The sequence below is a fragment of the Acidiphilium multivorum AIU301 genome (assembly GCF_000202835.1).
In the GTDB taxonomy this organism is placed as follows: Bacteria; Pseudomonadota; Alphaproteobacteria; order Acetobacterales; family Acetobacteraceae; genus Acidiphilium; species Acidiphilium multivorum.
Genome location: NC_015186.1, coordinates 1,853,790 through 1,874,969 on the forward strand (window position 1 = coordinate 1,853,790; position 21,180 = coordinate 1,874,969).

The 21,180-nt window shown below is 70.2% G+C and carries 18 protein-coding genes; 9 read left to right on the top strand and 9 right to left on the bottom strand.

The features are described from left to right. Positions 1-2: 2 nt before the first annotated feature. From pdeM to ACMV_RS08295, 7 genes are read left to right on the top strand one after another with little or no spacing between them, the layout of a single operon-like run. Complete coding sequence (gene pdeM / locus ACMV_RS08265; RefSeq protein ID WP_269447791.1) at positions 3-668, top strand: ligase-associated DNA damage response endonuclease PdeM; 666 nt, start codon at positions 3-5, stop codon at positions 666-668. Further along, positions 668-2,083, top strand: a complete 1,416-nt coding sequence (locus ACMV_RS08270) for a cryptochrome/photolyase family protein (RefSeq protein WP_013640116.1) — start codon at positions 668-670, stop codon at positions 2,081-2,083. The genes pdeM and ACMV_RS08270 overlap by 1 nt, the downstream gene beginning before the upstream one ends. Continuing rightward, positions 2,080-3,360 carry an NAD(P)/FAD-dependent oxidoreductase gene (locus tag ACMV_RS08275; protein WP_007423620.1) on the top strand — a complete coding sequence of 427 codons (1,281 nt, stop codon included), beginning with the start codon at positions 2,080-2,082 and terminating at the stop codon, positions 3,358-3,360. Before ACMV_RS08270 ends, ACMV_RS08275 begins: the two co-directional genes overlap by 4 nt. Then, a complete protein-coding gene (locus ACMV_RS08280) occupies positions 3,357-4,121 on the top strand; it encodes a DUF1365 domain-containing protein (protein ID WP_013640117.1) in 765 nt (254 codons plus the stop codon). Before ACMV_RS08275 ends, ACMV_RS08280 begins: the two co-directional genes overlap by 4 nt. Further along, entirely contained in the window at positions 4,118-5,335 is a 1,218-nt protein-coding gene (locus ACMV_RS08285; protein WP_011942375.1) for an SAM-dependent methyltransferase, read from the top strand. The genes ACMV_RS08280 and ACMV_RS08285 overlap by 4 nt, the downstream gene beginning before the upstream one ends. 12 nt (positions 5,336-5,347) lie before the next feature. Next, the gene (locus ACMV_RS08290) at positions 5,348-6,658 is read left to right on the top strand and encodes an MFS transporter (protein ID WP_013640118.1); all 1,311 of its coding nucleotides are present in this window, start codon (positions 5,348-5,350) and stop codon (positions 6,656-6,658) included. Beyond that, positions 6,655-7,335, top strand: a complete 681-nt coding sequence (locus tag ACMV_RS08295) for a metallophosphoesterase (RefSeq protein ID WP_007422245.1) — start codon at positions 6,655-6,657, stop codon at positions 7,333-7,335. Before ACMV_RS08290 ends, ACMV_RS08295 begins: the two co-directional genes overlap by 4 nt. An 80-nt stretch (positions 7,336-7,415) precedes the next feature. On the opposite strand, the gene lpdA is transcribed toward ACMV_RS08295, so the two are convergent. The 7 genes from lpdA to ACMV_RS20800 all read right to left on the bottom strand — a co-directional run bounded on the left by lpdA (position 7,416) and on the right by ACMV_RS20800 (position 16,849). Continuing rightward, entirely contained in the window at positions 7,416-8,807 is a 1,392-nt protein-coding gene (gene lpdA, locus ACMV_RS08300; RefSeq protein WP_011942378.1) for a dihydrolipoyl dehydrogenase, read from the bottom strand. Between the two features lie 10 nt (positions 8,808-8,817). After that, a complete protein-coding gene (gene odhB, locus ACMV_RS08305; protein ID WP_013640119.1) occupies positions 8,818-10,050 on the bottom strand; it encodes a 2-oxoglutarate dehydrogenase complex dihydrolipoyllysine-residue succinyltransferase in 1,233 nt (410 codons plus the stop codon). Positions 10,051-10,082: 32 nt separating this feature from the next. Next, a complete protein-coding gene (locus ACMV_RS08310; RefSeq protein ID WP_007422248.1) occupies positions 10,083-12,932 on the bottom strand; it encodes a 2-oxoglutarate dehydrogenase E1 component in 2,850 nt (949 codons plus the stop codon). 190 nt (positions 12,933-13,122) lie between these two features. Continuing rightward, positions 13,123-13,998 (bottom strand): succinate--CoA ligase subunit alpha, encoded by an 876-nt coding sequence (gene sucD / locus ACMV_RS08315; RefSeq protein ID WP_007422249.1) that lies wholly within the window; start codon positions 13,996-13,998, stop codon positions 13,123-13,125. Then, positions 13,998-15,194: an ADP-forming succinate--CoA ligase subunit beta gene (sucC, locus tag ACMV_RS08320; RefSeq protein ID WP_011942380.1), complete on the bottom strand. Its 1,197-nt coding sequence runs from the start codon at positions 15,192-15,194 to the stop codon at positions 13,998-14,000. Before sucC ends, sucD begins: the two co-directional genes overlap by 1 nt. A 122-nt stretch (positions 15,195-15,316) precedes the next feature. Continuing rightward, positions 15,317-16,471 carry a cell division protein ZapE gene (gene zapE / locus ACMV_RS08325; RefSeq protein WP_013640120.1) on the bottom strand — a complete coding sequence of 385 codons (1,155 nt, stop codon included), beginning with the start codon at positions 16,469-16,471 and terminating at the stop codon, positions 15,317-15,319. Between the two features lie 51 nt (positions 16,472-16,522). Continuing rightward, positions 16,523-16,849, bottom strand: a complete 327-nt coding sequence (locus tag ACMV_RS20800) for a DUF2474 family protein (RefSeq protein WP_048858116.1) — start codon at positions 16,847-16,849, stop codon at positions 16,523-16,525. Between the two features lie 32 nt (positions 16,850-16,881). Here ACMV_RS20800 and ACMV_RS08330 point away from each other — a divergent pair, with 32 nt between their 5' ends. Next, on the top strand, positions 16,882-18,237 hold the full coding sequence (locus ACMV_RS08330; protein ID WP_013640121.1) for a gamma-glutamyltransferase: 1,356 nt from the start codon (positions 16,882-16,884) through the stop codon (positions 18,235-18,237). A gap of 7 nt (positions 18,238-18,244) precedes the next feature. Next, entirely contained in the window at positions 18,245-19,414 is a 1,170-nt protein-coding gene (locus ACMV_RS08335; protein ID WP_013640122.1) for a pyridoxal phosphate-dependent aminotransferase, read from the top strand. A 7-nt stretch (positions 19,415-19,421) separates the two neighbouring features. On the opposite strand, the gene ACMV_RS08340 is transcribed toward ACMV_RS08335, so the two are convergent. Next, a complete protein-coding gene (locus ACMV_RS08340; protein ID WP_007421731.1) occupies positions 19,422-20,123 on the bottom strand; it encodes a CBS domain-containing protein in 702 nt (233 codons plus the stop codon). Positions 20,124-20,208: 85 nt separating this feature from the next. After that, positions 20,209-21,141, bottom strand: a complete 933-nt coding sequence (locus ACMV_RS08345) for a Crp/Fnr family transcriptional regulator (RefSeq protein ID WP_011942385.1) — start codon at positions 21,139-21,141, stop codon at positions 20,209-20,211. Positions 21,142-21,180: the final 39 nt, after the last annotated feature.

Genomic DNA, 21,180 nt, shown 5'->3' on the forward strand with positions numbered 1-21,180 from the left:
TCATGACTGCCGCACCCATCCACCGCGCCGCCGGGCGCTTCCTGCTCGATCCCGCCGGCGCCGTGTTCTGGCCGGACCGGCGCGCCCTGATCGTCGCCGACCTGCATCTCGAAAAGGCCTCGTCGATCGCCGCGCGCGGCGGGCTGCTGCCGCCCTATGACAGCCGGGCGACGCTCGATCGGCTCGCGCTGCTGCTGCGCCGCTACGCGCCGGAGCGGGTGATCGCGCTCGGCGACAGTTTCCACGACGAGGCCGGCCGCGCCCGCCTGCCGGCGGAGGAGGCTTCGCTTCTCGCGCGGATGGAGGCGGCGCATCGCTTCCTCTGGATCGAGGGCAATCACGACGCGGGCACGGGGCTTGCGGAACACGCGGAGGCGGGGGCCGTGTTCCGCCATGTGGCGGGGCCGGTCGCCGCCGGGCAGGTCGAGTTCTCCGGCCATTTCCATCCGAAGGCCCGGATCGCGACACGGGCCGCTTCGGTGGCGCGGCCGTGTTTCGTGGCCGATGCCCATCGCGTGCTGCTGCCGGCCTTCGGCGCCTATGCCGGCGGGCTGGAGGTGACTTCGCCGCCGATCCGCGCGCTGTTCCCGCGCGGCGGGCAGGTGTTCCTGCTCGGGCGCGAGCGGGTCTATGCCTTTCCCCTCGCCCATGCCGGAAAGGCCGCGTGATGGCGACGACGCTGCTCTGGCTGCGCAACGACCTGCGCCTGGCCGACAACCCCGCCCTCGCCGCCGCGATCGAGGAGGGAAACGTGCTGCCGGTCTTCGTGCTCGATCCGGCGGCGGAGACGGGCGGGGCGTCGCGCTGGTGGCTGCACCATTCGCTCGCCGCACTTGAGGCCGATTTCGCCGCGCGCGGCGGGCGGCTGGTGCTGCGGCGGGGCGATGCGGCGGCGATCGTCCCGGCGCTGGCGCGCGAGATTGGCGCGGTCGCCGTCCATGCCGGGCGGGCGCACGAGCCCTGGCTGCGCGAGGCCGACCGGCGCGTGGCGGCGGCGTTGCAGGAAGCGGGGATCGGGTTTCACCGCCACCGCTCGGCGCTGATGTTCGGCCCGGAGCGGATCACCACCAGGACCGGCGGGGTCTACGGCGTCTATACGCCGTTCTCCCGCGCCTGTTTCGATGCCTTCGCGCCACGCCCGCCGATTCCCGCGCCGGCCCGCCTCGCCGCCGCCGGCGATCCGGGCGGCGACCGCCTCGGCGACTGGGGACTTCTGCCGGTGAAGCCCGACTGGGCCGGCGGGCTGCGGGCGAGCTGGACGCCCGGCGAGGCCGGGGCGCGGGCGCGGCTCGACGCCTTCCTCGCCGATGGCTTCGGCGAGTACGACCGCCAGCGCGACCTGCCGGGGGTCGCCGGCACCTCCGGCCTGTCGCCGCACCTGCATTGGGGCGAGATCGCGATCGACGCGGTCTGGCGCGCGGCGGTGGCAGCACCGGGGCGCGACGCGGCGCGGCAGACCTTCCTCAAGGAGCTGATCTGGCGCGAATTCGCCGCCTATCTGCTCTGGCACACGCCGGACCTCGCGACCCGGCCGATGAAGGCGCAATTCGCCGCCATGCCCTGGCGGGAAAGCGCGGCGGATCTCGCCGCCTGGCAGCACGGGCGGACCGGGGTGCCCATCGTCGATGCCGGGATGCGCCAGCTCTGGCAGACCGGCTGGATGCACAACCGGGTGCGGATGATCGTCGCCTCCTTCCTGGTCAAGCACCTGCTGCTGCCCTGGCAGGCGGGGGAGCGCTGGTTTCATGACTGTCTCGTCGATGCCGACGCGGCGTCGAACGCGGCCTCGTGGCAATGGGTGGCGGGCAGCGGGGCGGATGCGGCGCCCTATTTCCGGATCTTCAACCCGGTGTTGCAGGGGCGGAAATTCGACCCGGACGGCGCCTATGTCCGCCGCTTCGTGCCGGAGATCGCCAACCTGCCGGACAAATACCTCCACGCGCCGTGGGAGGCGCCGGAGATCGTGCTGCGCGGCGCCGGCGTGCGGCTCGGGGCGAGCTATCCGCGGCCCATCGTCGACCTCGCCGAGGGGCGCGAGCGCGCACTCGCCGCCTTCGCCGCGATCAGCGGGAAGGCGTCGTGAGCGGCGCGCGGCTGGCCGTGATCGGCGGCGGCATCGCCGGCATGGCGATGGCGTGGCTGGCCCGCGCGCGGCGGGATGTCGTGCTGTTCGAGGCCGAGCGCCAGCTCGGCGGCCATGCCGACACCCAGCATGTGCGGCTCGGCGCGCAGGAGATCGCGGTCGATACCGGGTTCATCGTGCTGAACGACCGCAACTATCCGAACCTCGAAGCCTTCTTCCGCGAACTCGGCGTCGCCACCCACGACACCGACATGTCCTTCGGCGTGTCGATCGGCGGGGGCGAGCTTGAATATGGCGGCGGCTCGCTGGCGCAGCTCTTCGCGCAGAGGCGCAACCTGGTCCGCCCGCGCTTCCTGCGCATGCTGCGCGACGTGATGCGCTTCAACCGCGAGGCGCCGTCGCTGCTGCACGCGACCGGCGACGAATCGCTCGGCGCCTGGCTCGATCGCAACGGCTACGGCCGGGATTTCGTCGAGGATCACATCCTGCCGATGGGGGCGGCGATCTGGTCCGCCTCGGTCGAGGGGATGCGGGCCTTCCCGGCGCGGCATTTCGCCCGGTTCTTCCACAATCACGGCCTGCTGACGCTGAACGACCGGCCGCAATGGCGCACGGTGACCGGCGGCTCGCGCCGCTATGTCGAGCGTGTGGCGGCGACGCTCGGCCGGCGGGTGCGGCTTTCGGCGCCGGTGCGGCAGGTGCGGCGCGCGGAAGGGGGTGTCATCGTCGTCACCGATGCGGGAGAAGAAACGTTCGACGAGGTGGTGTTCGCCTGCCATGCCGACCAGGCGCTGGCGATGCTCGCCGACCCCGCCCCGCAGACGCGCGAGATCCTCGGCGCGGTGCGCTTCCAGCCCAACCGCGCCGTGCTGCATACCGACACGGCGCTGATGCCGCGGCGGCGGGCGGTGTGGTCGTCGTGGAACTATCTCGCCCGCGACGCCGCCGATCACGGCCGCGCCGTCAGCGTCACCTACTGGATGAACCGGCTGCAGGGGCTGCGCTCGGAGCGGCCGCTGCTGGTCAGCCTCAACCCGCTGGTCGAGCCCGATCCGGCGACGGTGCTGCGCGTGCGCGACTATGCCCATCCGCAATTCGACGCGGCGGCGATGGCGGCGCAGGAACGGCTCGGCGAGATCCAGGGGCGGGACGGGCTCTGGTTCGCCGGCGCCTGGACCGGCTGGGGGTTCCACGAGGACGGCATCGCCTCGGCCGCGCGGGTGGCGCGGGCGATGGGCCTGCCCGTATCCTGGCAGGGCGCGGACGGGGCGCCGTGAATCCACCCGGGATCTATGCCGGCGTGCTGCGCCATGTCCGCCACGTGAAGCCGCGCCGCGCCTTCGCCTACCGGCTCTGGATGCTCGACATCGATCTCGACGCGATCGACGATTTCGCCGCCGCAAGCCGCGTCTTCCGCCACAACCGCTTCGGCCTGATCGCCCTGCACGACCGCGACCACGGCCCGCGCGACGGCTCGGCGCTGCGCCCCTGGGTGGAAGCGGCGCTGGACGATGCCGGACTTTCCGCCTTCGCCGCCCGCATCCGTTTGATCACCATCCCCCGTATCCTCGGGTATGCGTTCAACCCGATCAGCTTCTATGTCTGCTACGACCGGGAGGGCCGGCTCGGCGCCGTGCTGCACCAGGTGAAGAACACGTTCGGCGACCAGATCGGCTACCTGATCCCGGCACCGGCGGGATCGCCGATCCGCCAGCGCGCGGCGAAGCGCATGCACGTCTCGCCGCTGTTCGACATGCAGGGCGGCTACGAGTTCACCCTCACCCCGCCCGGGCGCCGCTTCGCGATCCGCATCGTCCACGGCGATCCGGCGCCGCGGCTGACCGCCTCGATGGCGCTCATCCGCCGCCCCGCCACCGACGCCGCGCTGCTGCGCGAGGTGCTGCGCATGCCGCTGCTGCCGCTCAAGATCATCGCCGCGATCCACTGGCAGGCGCTGCTCACCCTGCTGCGCGGCGCGACCTTCCACCGCGAGCCGAAAGACGGCCACCCGCCGATCGTCCGAGGAGACCCCGCATGACCGACGCCACCGCCCTCTCCGCCCCGCCGCTGCCGCGCGACCGCAGGCTGCGCCTCGGCCTCGGCATCGCGCGGATGATCCGCGTGGGCACGCTGGAAGTGGTGCTGCCGGACGGCTCCGTGCATCATTTCGCCGGCGCCGCGCACGGCCCGGCCGCGACGATGATCGTGCGCGACGCGCGGATGATCGCGAGGCTCGCCTTCGGCGGCAGCCTCGGCCTCGCCGAGGCCTATCTCGATGGCTGGTGGGACAGCCCCCGCCTGATCGACGTGCTGCGCCTCGGCACGCTGAACGAGGAAAGCTGGGAGGACATGCTGCGCGGCAAGCTCTGGGCGCGGGCGGCGAGCTTCCTCGCCCACCGGCTGCGGCCCAACACGCGGCGCGGCGCGCGGCGCAACATTTCCGAGCATTACGATCTCGGCAACGATTTCTACGCCGCCTGGCTCGACCCCAGCATGACCTATTCCGCCGCCCTGTTCGCGCCGGGCCAGGCCGGGCTGCAACCCGCGCAGGACGCGAAATATCACCGGCTCTGCCGCGCCCTCGGCCTCGAACCGGGGATGCGGGTGCTGGAGGTCGGCTGCGGCTGGGGCGGCTTCGCCGAGATCGCGGCGCGGGACTACGGCGCCCATGTGACCGCCATCACCCTCTCGCGCGAGCAGCTCGCCTATGCGCGGGCGCGGATCGCGGCGGCGGGGCTGGGCGGGCAGGTGGAGTTCCGGCTGCAGGATTACCGCGACGTGCCCGAAACCTTCGACCGCATCGCCTCGATCGAGATGTTCGAGGCGGTGGGCGAACCGTTCTGGCCCGCCTATTTCGCCGCCCTGCGCGACCGGCTGGCGCCCGGCGGGCTCGCCGCGCTGCAGGTGATCACCATCGCCGACCGGTATTTCGAGGAATACCGCCGCAAGGCCGACTTCATCCAGCGCTATGTCTTTCCCGGCGGCATGCTGCCCTCGCCCACGCGGCTGCGCGCCGAGATCGCCCGCGCCGGCTTCGCGCTCCGCGACGCGTTCCATTTCGGCCAGGACTATGCCGAGACGCTGGCCCGCTGGCAGGACGCGTTCCAGTCCGCCTGGCCGCGGATCGCGCGGATGTCGCCGCAATATGACGGGCGGTTCAAGCGGCTCTGGGAATTCTATCTCGCCTATTGCGAGGCCGGGTTCCGCGCCGGGTGGACCGATGTCGGCCAGTTCCTGATCGCGCGGGGCTGATTGGCCGCGCGGATGACGCGGCGGAAGCGGCTGATCTATGCCGCCCCCGCCCTGCCGCTGGCCATGCTGGGCCTGCCGCTGCTGGTGATCCTGCCGGATTTCTGGGCCGGCGCGATGCGGCTGGATCTCGCGACCGTCGGCATCGTGCTGACCGCGGTGCGGATCTTCGACGTGGTGATCGACCCGATGGTGGGGCGGCTCTCCGACCTCAGCCGCTCGCGCTTCGGGCGGCGCAGGCCGTTCATGGCGCTGGCGATGCCGGTGGCGGCGGTGGGGGCGATCGGGCTGTTCTTCCCGCCCGCCGGCGCGGGGGCGCTCTGGCTGTTCGTGTTCTACGCGCTGGTGACCTGGGGGTGGACGGCGCTCTCCCTGCCCTACTGGGCGTGGGGGGCGGAGCTTTCGGAGGATTATGCCGAGCGGCAGCGGATCACCAGCCTGCGCGAGGGCGGCACCATTCTCGGCATCCTGATCTCGGCGCTGGCGCCGGTGCTGCTCGGCATCACCTCGCATGTCGGGCAGGCCCATCTGCTCGCGCTGCTGACGATCGGGCTGGCGGGGCCGGCCGTGGCGCTCGCGCTGATCGCCGTGCCGGACCCGAAGCCGGCGCGCGGCGCCGCGCCGCCGGCGGGGCTTGGTGACGCGCTGCGGCTGATCGGCGGCAATGCGCCGTTCCGGCGGCTGATCCTCGCCTGGGCGGTGAACGGGCTGGCGAACGGCCTGCCGGCGGCGCTGATCCTGATCGTGTTCGACAAGGTGCTGCACGCGCCCGATGCCTCGGGGCCGATCCTGCTGGTCTATTTCGCGGCCGGGGTCGCCTCGGTGCCGCTATGGCTGGCGCTCTCGGTGCGGGCGGGGAAGCACCGTGCCTGGACGATCGCGATGGCGGTCTCGGGCCTGGCCTTCGCCTTCGTGCCGTCCATCCTGCGCACGGCGCATCCGCTCATCTGGTTCGGCGTGATCAGCCTGTTCACCGGCGCCGGGCTGGGGGCGGATTTCACCATTCCGCCGGCGATCCAGGCGGATGTCGTCGATGTCGACGAGCTGGCGAGCGGGGAGCGGCGGGCCGGACTGTATTTCGCCGCGGCGACGATGGCGCAGAAGGCCGGCAACGCGCTGGCGCCGGGGATTGCCTTTTCGCTGCTGGGGCTTGTCGGATTTTCGACCCACGGCCGGAACGGCGCCATGCAGATCACGCTTCTTCTCCTGCTGTATTGCGGCGTGCCCTCGGCGCTGAAGATCGCCGCCGCCGCGATCATGCGGCGCTTCCCGATCGACCGCGCGGCGCAGGAGGATCTCCGCGCGGCGATCGCGGCGCGGGCATGACGGTGCTTCTCCCCCCCGGCGCGAAACTCCGCGTGGTGGGCGACGTGCACGGCGATTCCACTGCCTTCGCCGCCGCCTGCGCCACGGAGCGCTTCATCGTCCAGCTCGGCGACCTCGTCGATGACGGGCCGGACACGCCGGGCGCGCTGCGGCTGATGTTCGGCCGGCTCGATGCGGGGCGCGGCCTCTTCCTGCTCGGCAATCACGACTACAAGCTCGCCCGCGCCCTGCGCGGCGACAGCGTGCAGGTGGGCGAGGCGCTGGCCGCGACGATCGCCTCGCTCGATCCGGCGACGGCGGCGCGGGCGGTCGAGGAGATCGGCCGGGCGCCGGCCTGGCTCGTCGCCGGGCGGGTGGTATTCGTGCATGGCGGGTTCGATCCGGCGATGCTGTTCATCCCGCCGCGGACGATGGCGGACAAGCGCGACCGGCTGCTCGCCCGCGCCCTCTACGGCCAGACCACCGGGCGGGTGACCGGCATGGGCAAGCCCGAGCGCGTGCTCGACTGGGTGCACCGGATTCCCGAGGGGGTGACGGTGTATTGCGGGCACGACCAGCGCAGCACCAACGGCCAGCCGCTGACCCTGGAAGGACGCGCCGGCGGGCGGGCGATCATGATGGATACCGGGGCCGGCAAGGGCGGACACCTGTCCTGGCTGGACATCGATCTGCCCTGATGTCCTGAACGCGGAACGAAATGTCCCGATCTCCTGCACGGAGATCGGGACACGGGAAATTTAGTTCATCCGACGGAACGTCAGATGTGCAGCGCCCGCCCGTCGACCGCCAGCGCCGCTTCCTTCACCGCCTCGTTGAGCGAGGGATGGGCGTGGCTGGTGCGCGCGACATCCTCGGCCGAGGCGCCGAACTCGATCGCCAGCACCAGCTCGGCGATGATCGTGCCGGCATCCGGCCCGATGATGTGGGCGCCGAGCAGCTTGTCGGTCGTCTTGTCCGAGAGGAGTTTCACGAAACCGTCGGTATCGCCCATGGCGCGGGCGCGGCCATTCGCCGTGAACGGGAATTTGCCGACCTTGTAGGCGACGCCTTCGGCTTTCAGCTCTTCCTCGGTCTTGCCGACGGAGGCGACTTCCGGCCAGGTGTAGACCACGCCGGGGATGGCGCCGTAGTTCACATGGCCCGCCTGACCGGCCAGCAGCTCGGCGAGGGCGACGCCCTCTTCCTCGGCCTTGTGGGCGAGCATCGGCCCGGCGATGACGTCGCCGATCGCGTAGATGCCGGGGACGCTGGTGGCGTAGTGGCCATTCGTCTTCACCCGGCCGCGCTCGTCGGTCGCCACACCCACCGCGTCGAGCCCGAGCCCTTCGGTATGGGCGCGGCGGCCGATCGCGACGAGCACGACATCCGCCTCCAGCGTTTCGGCGGCGCCGCCCTTGGCGGGTTCGAGCGTGAGGGTGACGCCCTTGGCGGTCTTCGCCGCACCGGTGACCTTGGTGCCGAGCTTGAACTTCATGCCGAGCTTGCCGAGGGTTTTCTGGAAGGCGGTGGCGACCTCGCCATCCATCGTCGGCACCAGCCGGTCGAGGAACTCGACCACGGTGACCTCGGCGCCGAGGCGGCGCCAGACGCTGCCGAGTTCGAGGCCGATATAGCCGCCGCCGATCACCACGAGATGCTTCGGCACGCTCTCCAGCGCGATGGCGCCAGTGGAGGTGACGATCTGCGTCTCGTCGACCTCGACGCCGGGGAGCGGCACGCTCTCGCTTCCGGTGGCGATGACGATGTGTCTTGCGCCGTATTCCTTGCCGTCCACCACGATCGTGTTGGCGGATTTGAACGACGCGGCGCCCTTGAGCCAGGTGACCTTGTTCTTCTTGAACAGGAACTCGACGCCCTTGGTGTTGGCGCCGACGACCTCGTCCTTGTGGCCCATCATCTTGCCGAGATCGAAGGACACGTTCTCGGCGGAGACGCCGTGGCGGGCGAAGCCGTGCAGGAGCTCGTGGTAGTTCTCGGAGGATTGCAGCAGCGCCTTGGAGGGGATGCAGCCCACATTGAGGCAGGTGCCGCCGAGGGTCGCGCGCTTTTCCACGCACGCGACCTTCATGCCGAGCTGGGCGGCGCGGATGGCGCAGACATAGCCGCCCGGACCGGCCCCGATGACGATGACGTCGAACTGATCGGCCATGATGCGCTCCTCAGATGTCCAGCAGCAGGCGGCGCGGATCCTCGATGCTCTCCTTCACCCGGACGAGGAAGGAGACCGCCTCGCGCCCGTCGATGATGCGGTGGTCGTAGGACAGCGCGAGATACATCATCGGCCGGATCTCGACCTTGCCGCCGACCGCCATCGGCCGGTCCTGGATCTTGTGCATGCCGAGAATGGCCGATTGCGGCGGATTGATGATCGGGGTCGACATCAGCGAGCCGAACACGCCGCCATTGGTGATGGAGAAGGAGCCGCCCGAAAGCTCGTCGAGCTTCAGCGCGCCGTCGCGGGCGCGCTTGCCGAAATCGGCGATCGCCCCCTCGATCTGCGGGAAGTTCATCTGGTCGGCGTCGCGCAGCACCGGCACCACCAGGCCCGAGGGGCTGGAGACGGCGATGCCCATGTTGACGAAGTTCTTGTAGACGATCTCGTCGCCGTCGATCTCGGCGTTGACCGCCGGGAACTCGCGCAGGGCGGCGATGCAGGCGCGGACGAAGAAGCTCATGAAGCCGAGGCGGATGCCCTTGTGCTTCTTCTCGAACACGTCCTTGTATTCGGCACGGAGCGCCATCACCGGGCCCATGTCCACCTCGTTGAAGGTGGTGAGCATGGCGGCGGTGTTCTGCGCTTCCTTCAGCCTTGCGGCGATGGTCTTGCGCAGGCGGGTCATCTTCACCCGTTCCTCGCGGGCATCGGCGGTGCGCGGCGCCCTGGGGGCTGCCGGCGCTGTGGCTGCGGCCGGCTTCTCGACGAAGGCCAGCACATCGCCCTTGGTGATGCGGCCGTCCTTGCCGGTGCCATCGACCTGGGCGGCGTCGATCTTCTGCTCGGTCATCATCTTCTGCGCGGCGGGCATCGGCGCGTGGCCGGTGCGGGCGACCGGGCCGGAGGGCGGCGGCGGCGGGTTGACGCCGGGCTGCGGATTGGCGGCCGGGCGGGCCTCCGCCGCGGGCTCGGCCTTTTTCGGCGCGGCGGCGGCACCGGTGCCGGCGCCGATCGTGCCCAGCAGGGCGCCGACCTCGACCTCGGCCCCCTCATCGGCGGCGATCGCCTCGATCGTGCCGGCCTCGGGCGCATTGACCTCGACGGTGACCTTGTCGGTCTCCAGCTCGACGATCGGCTCGTCCTGGGCGACGGTCTCGCCCACTTTCCTGATCCAGCGCGCGACGGTCGCGGTGGTCACGCTCTCGCCGAGGGTGGGAACCTTGATTTCGGTGCTCATGCTTCCTGCCTTTTGCTGTTCCTGCCCGCGCCTCAGACGCCGAGCGCTTCCCTGACCAGGGCCGCCTGTTCGGCGGCGTGAACCTTCGCAAGCCCCGTCGCCGGGCTCGCCGCGGCCTTGCGGCCGGCGAAGCGCGGGCGCGAGGCGGCCATCTTCGTCGCGGTGCATTCCAGCGCCGCCTCGATCCGGCGGTCAAGGAAATGCCAGTAGCCCATGTTCTCGGGCTCCTCCTGGCACCAGATCACCTCGGCGTTCACATAGGCCTCGATCGCGGTCTTCAACGCCTTCTTCGGGAAGGGGTAGAGCTGCTCGACCCGCACGATCGCGACATCGTCGATCCCGCGGTCGCGCCGCTCGGCGACCAGGTCGTAATAGACCTTGCCCGAGCAGAGCACGACGCGGCGGACCTTCTCGGGGGCGACCAGCGCATCGGTCTCGGGGATCACGGTGCGGAAGGCCGAGCCGTTGGTCATGTCCTCCAGCGTCGAGACCGCGAGCTTGTGCCGCAGCAGCGATTTCGGCGTCATGATGATCAGCGGCTTGCGGAAGTTCCGCTTCAGCTGGCGGCGCAGCGCGTGGAAATAGTTGGCCGGGGTGGTGATGTTGCAAACCGCCATGTTGTTCTCGGCGCAGAGCTGCAGGAAGCGCTCGGGGCGGGCCGAGGAATGTTCCGGCCCCTGCCCTTCATAGCCGTGCGGCAGCAGCAGGGTCAGGCCGGACATGCGCAGCCACTTGCTCTCGCCGGCGGCGATGAACTGGTCGATGATGACCTGCGCGCCGTTGGCGAAGTCGCCGAACTGGCCTTCCCAGAGCACGAGGGTGCGCGGGTCGGCCAGCGAATAGCCGTATTCGAAGCCGAGCACGCCGGCCTCGGAGAGCAGCGAGTTGAAGATCTCGATGCGGGACTGCTCTTCGCCGATATTGTTGAGCGGGACGTATTCGTTCTGGCTGGTCTGGTCGATCAGCACGGCGTGGCGCTGGCTGAACGTGCCGCGCTGGCAGTCCTCGCCGGAGAGGCGGACGCGATGGCCCTCGAGCAGGAGCGAGCCGAAGGCGAGCGCCTCGCCGGTCGCCCAGTCGATCCCCTCGCCGGTGCGGATCATCTCGGCCTTGGCCTCGAGCTGGCGGGCGATCTTGGGGTTGACGTCGAAATCGTCGGGAACGCGGGCCAGCGCGTTGCCGATCCGGCGCAGCGTGTCCAGCGGGATGGCGGTGGGTTCCTCAGTCTCGCCCTCCTCGTCGCGCGCGGAGTTGAGGCCGGCCCAGTGGCCTTCCAGCCAGTCCGCCTTGTTCGGCTTGTAGCTGGCGGCGGCCTTGTAGGCCTCTTCCAGCGTGGCGACGAAATCCTTGTGGATCTGGTCGGACTCGGCGGTGCCGACCGCGCCCTCGGCGGCGAGGCGCTCGGCATAGAGGGTGCGGGTCGTCTTGCGGCCGCGGATCGCCTGGTACATCAGCGGCTGGGTGAAGGCCGGCTCGTCGGTCTCGTTATGGCCGTGGCGGCGGTAGCAGACCAGGTCGATCACCACGTCGACGCCGAATTCCTGGCGGAACTCGGTCGCGAGCTGGGCGACGAAGACCACCGCCTCGGGATCGTCGCCGTTCACATGGAAAATGGGCGACTGCACGGATTTGGCGACATCGGTGCAGTAGAGGCCGGAATAGGCGTGGGCGGGCACGGTGGTGAAGCCGATCTGGTTGTTCACCACGATATGGACCGTGCCGCCGGTGCGGTAGCCGATCAGCTGGCTCATCGCCAGGGTTTCATAGACGAGGCCCTGGCCGGCGAAGGCGGCGTCGCCATGCATCAGGATGCCCATGACCGAGCGGCGGCCGCGGGTGTCGCCCGCCATGTCCTGCCGGGCGCGGACCTTGCCGGCGACGACCGGATCCACCGCCTCGAGATGCGAGGGGTTGGGCTGCAGCGAGAGATGCACCTTGTTGCCGGCGATGACGAGGTCGGCCGAGGTGCCGAGATGGTATTTGACGTCGCCCGAGCCCTGCACCGCGTCCGGCTTGAAGCTCTCGCCGCCGAATTCGGAGAACACCGCGGTGAACGGCTTCTTGACGATGTTGACCAGCGTGTTGAGCCGGCCGCGATGCGGCATGCCGATCGCGATCTCGTTGACGCCGGCCCGCGCCGCCGTCTCGATGATCGCGTGCAGCGCGGGGATGGTGCTTTCGCCGCCCTCCAGCCCGAAGCGCTTGGTGCCGACATAGCGGCGCTGGCAGAAGGTCTCGAAGCCCTCGGCCTCGGTGAGCTGGGTGAGGACGCGGCGCTTGCCCTCCTTGTCGAGCGCGGTGCGCCAGGGCGCGCCCTCGACGCGGCGCTGGATCCAGGATTTCTGCTCGGGGTCCTGGATGTGCATGAACTCGACGCCGATCTTGCCGCAATAGCTCTCGCGCAGGATGGCGATGATCTCGCGCATCGTCGCGGTCTCGCGGCCCAGCACCATGTCGATGAAGATCGGCCGGTCCATGTCGGCCTCGGTGAAGCCGTAGCTGGCCGGGTCGAGTTCCGGGTGGTGGCCGGGCTGGCGCAGGCCGAGCGGATCGAGATCGGCCTCCAGATGGCCGCGCACGCGATAGGCCCGGATGAACATCAGGGCACGGATCGAATCGATCGTGCCCTGTCTGGAAAGCGGCGCGCCCTTGCCCGCCTCGGCCGGCGCGGCCGGTCGTTCGAAGCTGATCGGTCGCGGCGCCCAGGAGGCACCGGCCGCATCGCCCAGCACCGATCGCGCATCGTCGCCCAGTGCGGCGAACAGGCTGGCGAAATCCGGATCGACCGAATCGGGCGCCTCGACCCATTTCGCATAGAGGTTGGCGATGAACGCCGCGTTGCCGCCATTCATCGCCGTCGCAAGAATATCCACACCCGCCATCTCAGATGTCCCTCGGCCGTACTGGGCTCATGGAGTTCGCGCCGGCACTGAGCCGGCGCGCTGCAAAGTCAAGACCGTGACATAGTCCAATCGATCAGGCCGTTGCACCGTCAAGTCTCGGTTCTGGGATGCTTTCCTTGCATGAAGCCTCCCCGATCCATGACGAATGAACAAACCCGCCGACTCCTCGTTACGCGCGAAGCGCCTTGACCATGGTGCTGCCGAGCGATGCCGGACTGTCGGCCACATGGATGCCGGCCGCCTTCATCGCCTCGATCTTGGCCTGCGCGGTGTCGCGCCCGCCGGAAATCACGGCGCCGGCATGACCCATGCGCCGGCCCGGCGGCGCGGTGACGCCGGCGATGAACCCCACGGTGGGCTTCTTCACCTTGTTGCGCGCCAGGAACTCGGCCGCCTCGATCTCGCTCTGGCCGCCGATCTCGCCGATCATGATCAGTGCCTCGGTTTCATTATCGGCCAGAAACATTTCCAGAACGTCAACGAAGTCGAGCCCCTTCACCGGGTCGCCGCCGATGCCGACACAGCTCGACTGGCCGAGCCCGGCCGCCGTGGTCTGCGCCACCGCCTCGTAGGTCAGCGTGCCGGAGCGCGACACGATGCCGACCTTGCCGCGGCGGTGGATGTGCCCCGGCATGATGCCGATCTTGCAGGCATCCGGCGTGATGACGCCCGGGCAGTTCGGCCCGACCAGGATCGATTTCGAGCCGGACAGCGCGCGGTGGACCTTCACCATGTCGAGCACCGGGATGCCCTCGGTGATGCAGACGATCAGCGGGATCTCGGCGTCGATCGCCTCGAGGATGGCGTCCGCCGCGAAGGGCGGCGGGACGTAGATCGCGCTCGCATCGGCGCCGGTCGCCTCGCGGGCCTCGGCCACGGTGTCGAACACCGGCAGGTCGAGATGGCGGGTGCCGCCCTTGCCCGGGGTGACGCCGCCCATGACCTTGGTGCCGTAGGCGATCGCCTGTTCGGAGTGGAAGGTGCCCTGCGCGCCGGTGAAGCCCTGGGTGATGACCTTGGTTTCGGCGTTGACGAGAATAGCCATTATGCGGCCTCCTTCACGGCGGCGACGATCTTCTGCGCCGCGTCAGCGAGATTGTCGGCCGCGATGATGGGCAGGCCGGATTTGGAGAGGATGTCCTTGCCGAGCTGCACGTTGGTGCCCTCGAGGCGGACGACCAGCGGCACCGAGAGCGAGACCTCGCGCGCCGCGGCGACCACGCCCTCGGCGATCACGTCGCAGCGCATGATGCCGCCGAAGATGTTGACCAGGATGCCTTCGACATTCGGGTCCGACAGGATGATCTTGAAGGCCGCGGTGACGCGCTCCTTGGTCGCCCCGCCGCCGACATCGAGGAAGTTCGCCGGCTCCGCGCCGTAGAGCTTGATGATGTCCATCGTCGCCATCGCGAGGCCGGCGCCGTTGACCATGCAGCCGATCGAGCCGTCCAGCGCCACGTAGTTCAGGCTGTGCTTGGCGGCCTCGAGTTCCTTCGGGTCTTCCTCGGCCTCGTCGCGCAGCTTCTCGAGATCGGGGTGACGGTAGAGCGCGTTGTCGTCGAAGCTGACCTTGGCGTCGAGGGCGACCACCTCGCCGGCGCCGGTGACGACCAGCGGGTTGATCTCGACGATCGCGCAGTCGAGCGCGACGAAGGCCTTGTACATCGCGTTCACGAATTTCGCGAAGGCCTTCATCTGGGTGGCGTCGAGCCCGAGGCCGAAGCCGAGGCGGCGGGCGTGGAAGCCGGAGATGCCGCTCGCCGGATCGACCGCGACGCGGAGGATCTTCTCGGGATGCTTCTCGGCGACTTCCTCGATCTCCATGCCGCCCTCGGTCGAGGCCATGATGACGATCTCGGATTTCGCGCGGTCGACCAGCAGCGAGAGGTAAAGCTCGCGCTTGATGTCGCAGCCGGCCTCGACATAGACGCGGCGGACGACGCGGCCGGCCGGGCCGGTCTGCTTGGTCACCAGCGTGTTGCCCAGCATCGCCTCGGCGGCGGCGGCGACCTCCTCGGGCGACTTGGCGAGGCGGACACCGCCCTTGCCCTCCGGATCGTCCTTGAAATGGCCGGCGCCGCGGCCGCCGGCATGGATCTGCGACTTCACGACATAGACCGGGCCGGGGAGCTTGCGCGCCGCCTCGGCGGCCTCCTCGCCGGTCCAGGCGACGTGCCCGTCCAGCACCGCGACGCCATAGGACTTCAGCAGTTCCTTGGCCTGGTATTCATGTATGTTCATGGGGCCCCCATACGGTGATCACTCGCCTGTCACTCGAAACCCGGCGCCTTGCGCGCCGTCCGTCCCGGGCGGTTCCGTCGTCGTGCGGCCTAGACCAATGGCCGGAGCGGCGCAACCGCATCTCAGGTCAGATGCGCGAGGGCGAAATACGCCTCGCTGCGCATTTCCTCGAGGCGGGAGACGGTGCGCTCGAAGATCGCGACCCCCTCGCCCGAGGTATACAGTGCCGCGGGTTCCGCCGCGGCCGAGGCGTAGAGCTTCACCCGATGCTCGTAGAGCGCGTCGATCAGGGTGATGAAGCGCCGCGCCTCGTCGAAATTGTCCGGCGAAAGACGGGGAATGCCGTCGATCAGCACGGTGTCGTAATGGGTGGCGAGGGCGAGATAATCCCCCGAGCCGAGCGCCTGGGCGCAGAGGGCGGCGAAGTCGAACCGGGCGACGCCGCGCGCCGCGAGCGGCACGGCGAGCTTGCGGCCGAAGACCGTGAGCGCCTCCGCGCGCGGGGCGGCACCGCCGGTGAGTTCGGCGAACACATCATCGAGAGCGCGCTCGGCCCGGCCATCCGCCGGCACGTACCAGTTGCGCGCGCCGCGCACCCGCTCGCGCCGGTAGTCGCGCCCGCCATCGAGCACCATCACGTCGAGATGGCGCTTGAGCAGGGCGATGAAGGGGCGGAAGCTCTCATAACCCGGCTTGTTGCGGTAGAGATCGTCCGGCAGCGTGTTGGAGGTGGCGACGACGACCACGGCGCGGGCGAACAGCGCCTCGAACAGCCGGGCCAGGATCATCGCATCGCCGATGTCGTGGACCTGGAACTCGTCGAAGCAGAGCAGCGCCGATTCGCCGGCGATGATGTCGGCGAGCGAGAGCACCGCATCGGCATCGGGCCGCTCGGCGCGCAGCCTGTGCAGCCTTGCATGGGCCTGCTGCATGAATTCGTGAAAATGCACCCGCCGCTTGCGCGGCACCTCGGCGGCGGCGAAGAACAGGTCCATCAGCATGGACTTGCCGCGGCCGACCTCGCCGACGAGATAGAGGCCCGAGGGATAGTCCTCCGGCACCTCGTCCACCCGCTTCTTGTTGAGCAGCCGGCCGAGCCAGCCATTGGGCGGCGCCTTCGGCTGCGGATCGTAGTCGCGCAGCCGGCCCCAAAGCTCGTGCAGGCGCTCCGCCGCCCGGCGCTGGACCGGGTCCGGCAGGATGGTGCCGGCGTCGATCCGCGTCCGGTAGGCGGACATCACGCCACCGTCGGACCGTTCAGGTGCCTTCATCAGCATGAGCAGCGCCGGTAGCGCACTCCATGCGGCGGCGCAACATCCGGCCCTCGCTCAGGCCGGCACAAGCGCCTGCAGGCCGAAGGCAATGATTCCGAAAACCACCACGCTCGCGCCATAAATGATCGCGAACCACGCAAGCCTGCGCAATTTTTCATGGTTGCGCAGGGTGCGGTCCAGCCACGCGTCGAAATTCGCCAATACCATGCCGTTCCCTTTCCGGACTGCCGCCAGGGCGGGCCGGTCGCGGCTTTCCGTCCTGGCTGGTTGCGAATTGGGACGATCATCCGGCGGCGCAACCCCGTGCCGGCGCAGGCCTGCGCGGCGCCCCGTGTTGCCCGGCCGCGCGAAGGCGGTTATCCCCTTGGCGACCTGCCGCAATCACAGTCACGAGGATGGCGAATTTGTCGATCATGCGCCGCACCGCCCCGCTCGCCGCCGCACTCCTGCTCGCCGGATGCGGCCTGTCGAACGACCTTGTCGGCGGTGGCGGCACCGCCCGGCTGGGCGAGCCGCGGCCGCAGGCGCCGGTGGCCGGCTTCGCCGTGACCCCGGTTCCCGAGGCGACCGTCGCCGCGCACGAGATCCTGCAGAAGGGCGGCAACGCGGTGGATGCCGCCGTGGCGGCCGGCTTCGCGCTCGGCGTCACGCTGCCCTCGCGCGCGGGGCTCGGCGGCGGCGCGGTCTGCCTGATCGACATGCCGCATGACGAGGGCGGCAAGGGGCGTCCCGTCGCCCTGCTCTTCCCGCCCGGCGCGCCGCGCGGCAGCCAGGCCGGCGCGTCGCGCCCGGCCGCGGTCCCGCAGATGGTGCGCGGCCTGCTCGCCATGCAGGCGCGCTACGGCGCCCTGCCGCTCGCCACCGACATGGCGCCCGCCGCCGCGATGGCCGGCGGCGGCGTGCCGGTCTCCCGCGCGCTGGCGGCCGACCTTGCCGTGGTGGGCAACGCGCTGCTGGCCGACCCGGCCGCGCGCAACGTGTTCGCCGGGCCGTCCGGCGGCGTGCTGCAGGCCGGCGAAACGCTGCGCCAGCCCGACCTCGCCGCCACCCTCGCGCGGCTGCAGGGCGGAGGCGTATTGAGCTTCTACCAGGGCCATCTCGCCGCCCGGCTGCTTGCCGGCGCGCGTGCGGCCGGCGCCGGGCTGACCGGCGCGGATCTGCGCGCCGTGGCCGCGCGCTACGCCGCCCCCGACATCGTCCACGCCCTCGGCGCCGACATCGCCCTGCCGCCGACGGCCGCCGGGCTCGGCACGCGCGCGGCGATCGAGGCGCTCGCCAGGTCGCCGGACGATCTCGCCGGCGCGGGGCGCGATGCGATCGCCGCCGCCGCCGCCGGCCGGCATGTGCGCGGGTTCGGCGCGCTGCCGGCCTCGGCCGGATTCGCCGTCGCCGATTCGAAGGGCGGCGTGGTCGGCTGCGCGACCACGATGAACAACCTGTTCGGCACCGGGCGCATCGCCACGGGAACCGGCATCCTGCTCGCCGCCTCGCCGCGGCGGGTGACGCCGCCGCTGCTGAGCGTCGCCCTCGCCACCCGCGACGGCGCCTTCCGCGCGGTGACGACGGGCACCGGGCAGGCCGGCGCGCCGCTCGCCGCCGCCGCCGCGATGGCCGATTCGCTGCGCACCGGCCAGGCGATGCCCCGGCCGGTGCCGGCACCGGGCCGCGCCGATGCGATCGCCTGTTCCGGCACGCTGCCGAGCGCGCCGAAATCCTGCGCCGCCGCGGCCGATCCGCGCGGCGCCGGCCTCGCCATCAGTTCGCGCTGAGGCGGCAATGACCCTGAAGACCGGCGCCGGGGCGCGGGTTCCGCCCTTTCTGGTGATGGACGTGATCTCGGCGGCCAACGCGCTCGCCGCCAGCCCGGCGGCGGCGAACCGCCGGGTGATCCGCATGGAGGTCGGCCAGCCCGGCCAGGGCGCGCCGGAGGGCGTGCGCCACGCCGTCGCCGCCGCGATGGCGGGGACCGATCCGCTCGGCTATACCGAGGCGCTGGGCCTGCCCGGCCTGCGGCGGCGGATCGCCGCGCATTATGCCGACTGGTACGGGCTCGACCTGCCCGCCGCGCGCGTCGCGGTGACCGCCGGGGCCTCGGGCGGGTTTCCGCTCGCCTTCCTCGCCGCCTTCGAGCCGGGGGATACGATCGCCCTCGCCGCCCCATGCTATCCGCCCTACCTGAACATCATGACGGCGCTCGGGCTGCGGCCGCTGCTGCTGCCGGCCACCGAGGAAACCGGATTCCAGCCGACAGTGGCGATGATCGCGGCGCTCGACCCGCAGCCGGACGGGCTGCTGATCGCCTCGCCCGCCAACCCGACCGGGGCGATGCTGCACCCCGACGAGCTCGCCGCCCTCGCCCGGCACTGCCATGCGAACGGCATCCGCCTGATCAGCGACGAGATCTATCACGGCCTGACCTATGGCAAGCCGGCGGCCACCGCCGCCGCCTTTAGCCCCTCGGCCATCGTGATCAACTCGTTCTCGAAATATTTCTCGATGACGGGCTGGCGCGTCGGCTGGATGGTGCTGCCGGAGGAGCTGGTGCGGCCGGTGGAGTGCCTCGCGCAGAACATGTTCATCTGCGCGCCGCATGTCGCGCAGCGCGCGGCCGAGGCGGCGTTCGACTGCCACGCCGAGCTTTCGGCGCGGCGCGATGCCTATGCCCGTTCGCGCGCCCTGCTGCTCGACGCCCTGCCCCGCGCCGGGATGACGAAGCTCTCCCCGGCGGATGGCGCCTTCTACATCTATGCCGACATCGCCGCGACCGGGCAGGACAGCGCCGCCTTCTGCCGCGCGATGCTGCACGACCTGCACATCGCCGCGACGCCTGGGCATGATTTCGACACCGCGCGCGGCGGCGATTTCGTGCGGTTTTCCTATTGCGCCGACGAGGCCGACATCGCCGAGGCGGCGCGCCGGCTGACCGAATCGCCGCCCGGAAGATAGGGCCCCTTCAGTACGAGCCGAAGGCGACCCCGCTGGTCGGATCGACATAGACCATCTCGTCCGCCACCCGGCGCACGCCGCCGATTCCCTCGGCGAGCACGATCAGCGCCATCCGCTCGGCATCGCTGAACACGGGGCCGGAAAGCGTCGCGACGCCATGATCGACCTTGACCTCGATGGTCGCCTTGGGCGCCCAGTTGGTCTTCTCGATCGCGGCCCGGATGCGGCTGGCCACCACATCGTCGCTGACCGGGGTATCCTCGACCACCAGCAGCGCGGTGATCAGCCGGGCGAGGATGTTCCGCCGGTTGAGCATGCCGAGCAGGATCTCGCCCTGGACGACCGGCAGCTGCTTCACCCGGTAGGTTTCCATGATGTCGATCGCATCGCACAGCGGCGTGTCGGGGCCGACGGAGCGGACCGGCGTGGTCATGATCTCGCCGACATGCCGGCCGCGGGTGCGGGCGAACTGTCGGGCCGAGGTTTCGGGGGCGAGGAAGCCGCGCCACCAGCCGATGTCCGGAGCGGTCTCGAGTTCGGGGCGGCGCAGCATGTCGCCATCGGTGATGATGCCGAGCAGCCGGCCGCCACGGTCGATCACCGGGAGGGCGGACAGGTTCTGGTCGAGCATGATCCGGCCGGCATCGGCAACGGTCGTCTCGGGTTCGACGGTGAGTGGACCAACCGTCATGATCTCACGCACGTTCATGTCATCCTCCTTTTGGCTAGGAGGACCATGCGCGATGCCCTCCGCCCGCGCATTGACATGCGTCAATCGCGGAAGCGGGCCGGCCTCAGGCGCCGGCGCGGGCGATTTCGGCCAGGGCCTGCGGGCGGGCGACGCTGATATTGTGGTCCGGCGTCACGTCGATCACGCCCTGCTTGCGCAGCGCGGTGAGCGCGCGGGAGACGGTTTCGATGGTCAGGCCGAGATAATCGGCGAGATCGGTGCGGGTCATCGGCAGCCGCAGCCCGGCCCGCGGAGCGCCGCACATCATCGCCCGCCGGCTCCAGCTGTCGATGAAGCTGGCGAGCCGCTCGATCGCGCTCTTGCGGCCGAGCAGCAGCATCTGCTCCTGCGCCACGATGAGTTCGTGCGAGGCGACGTCGAGCAGCCGGCGCTCGAGCGCGGGAAAGCGGGAGAACACGTTGCGCATTTCCACGCGGTCGAACCGGCACAGCCGGACATCGTCGATCGCCTCGGCGCTGAACGTGTAGCGGTCGTCGGCGGCGAGGCCGACGAAATCGCCCGCGCCGACGAAGCCGGTGATCTGCCGGCGCCCGTCGGGCAGGTCCTTGTGCAGCTTGGCGGTGCCGTGATTGATGTTGAAGAAGTAACGGGCGCTGTCGCCCTCCACCGCGAAGCTCTGGCCGCGCGACACCGTGGACTGCCGCGCCACGCTCGCGAGGAAATGAAGATCCTCGTCCGCCAGCGCATCGCACAGGCCGATATGCCGCGCCTCGCAGCCCGCGCACAGGCCAGGAATGATGGCTTCCGAAAGATTGATGGGCGAGCGAAGCGCCCGGTCCCGCTGCTCCAGCATCTCGCGTCCTTCCGACGTCTCAGCAATCATTTTGTAGTGCAGAGCAACAAGGTCGCGCAACTCGTATGATTCAGGCCGCGAATGTGCGGTTAGCTGCGCCACCGGCGACGCGCGCGGCGCTTTGTCTTTTAATTCGAGAATCTTACAGGGCTTCCGGTTGATTTCGATCAAGGCGCGGTTCATCCGCTTGGTCGATCCTGTCATGCTTTCTGACGATGTTAC

Coding starts and splice junctions, on each gene's coding strand:
- ACMV_RS08270 (WP_013640116.1), top strand. CDS start 668: ATGGCGACGACGCTGCTCTGGCTGCGCAACGACCTGCGCCTGGCCGAC.
- ACMV_RS08340 (WP_007421731.1), bottom strand. CDS start 20,123: ATGAACGTGCGTGAGATCATGACGGTTGGTCCACTCACCGTCGAACCC.
- ACMV_RS08330 (WP_013640121.1), top strand. CDS start 16,882: ATGCGCCGCACCGCCCCGCTCGCCGCCGCACTCCTGCTCGCCGGATGC.
- sucC (WP_011942380.1), bottom strand. CDS start 15,194: ATGAACATACATGAATACCAGGCCAAGGAACTGCTGAAGTCCTATGGC.
- ACMV_RS08310 (WP_007422248.1), bottom strand. CDS start 12,932: ATGGCGGGTGTGGATATTCTTGCGACGGCGATGAATGGCGGCAACGCG.
- ACMV_RS08335 (WP_013640122.1), top strand. CDS start 18,245: ATGACCCTGAAGACCGGCGCCGGGGCGCGGGTTCCGCCCTTTCTGGTG.
- pdeM (WP_269447791.1), top strand. CDS start 3: ATGACTGCCGCACCCATCCACCGCGCCGCCGGGCGCTTCCTGCTCGAT.
- sucD (WP_007422249.1), bottom strand. CDS start 13,998: ATGGCTATTCTCGTCAACGCCGAAACCAAGGTCATCACCCAGGGCTTC.
- ACMV_RS08295 (WP_007422245.1), top strand. CDS start 6,655: ATGACGGTGCTTCTCCCCCCCGGCGCGAAACTCCGCGTGGTGGGCGAC.
- ACMV_RS08285 (WP_011942375.1), top strand. CDS start 4,118: ATGACCGACGCCACCGCCCTCTCCGCCCCGCCGCTGCCGCGCGACCGC.
- zapE (WP_013640120.1), bottom strand. CDS start 16,471: ATGCTGATGAAGGCACCTGAACGGTCCGACGGTGGCGTGATGTCCGCC.
- ACMV_RS08345 (WP_011942385.1), bottom strand. CDS start 21,141: ATGAACCGCGCCTTGATCGAAATCAACCGGAAGCCCTGTAAGATTCTC.
- ACMV_RS08290 (WP_013640118.1), top strand. CDS start 5,348: ATGACGCGGCGGAAGCGGCTGATCTATGCCGCCCCCGCCCTGCCGCTG.
- odhB (WP_013640119.1), bottom strand. CDS start 10,050: ATGAGCACCGAAATCAAGGTTCCCACCCTCGGCGAGAGCGTGACCACC.
- lpdA (WP_011942378.1), bottom strand. CDS start 8,807: ATGGCCGATCAGTTCGACGTCATCGTCATCGGGGCCGGTCCGGGCGGC.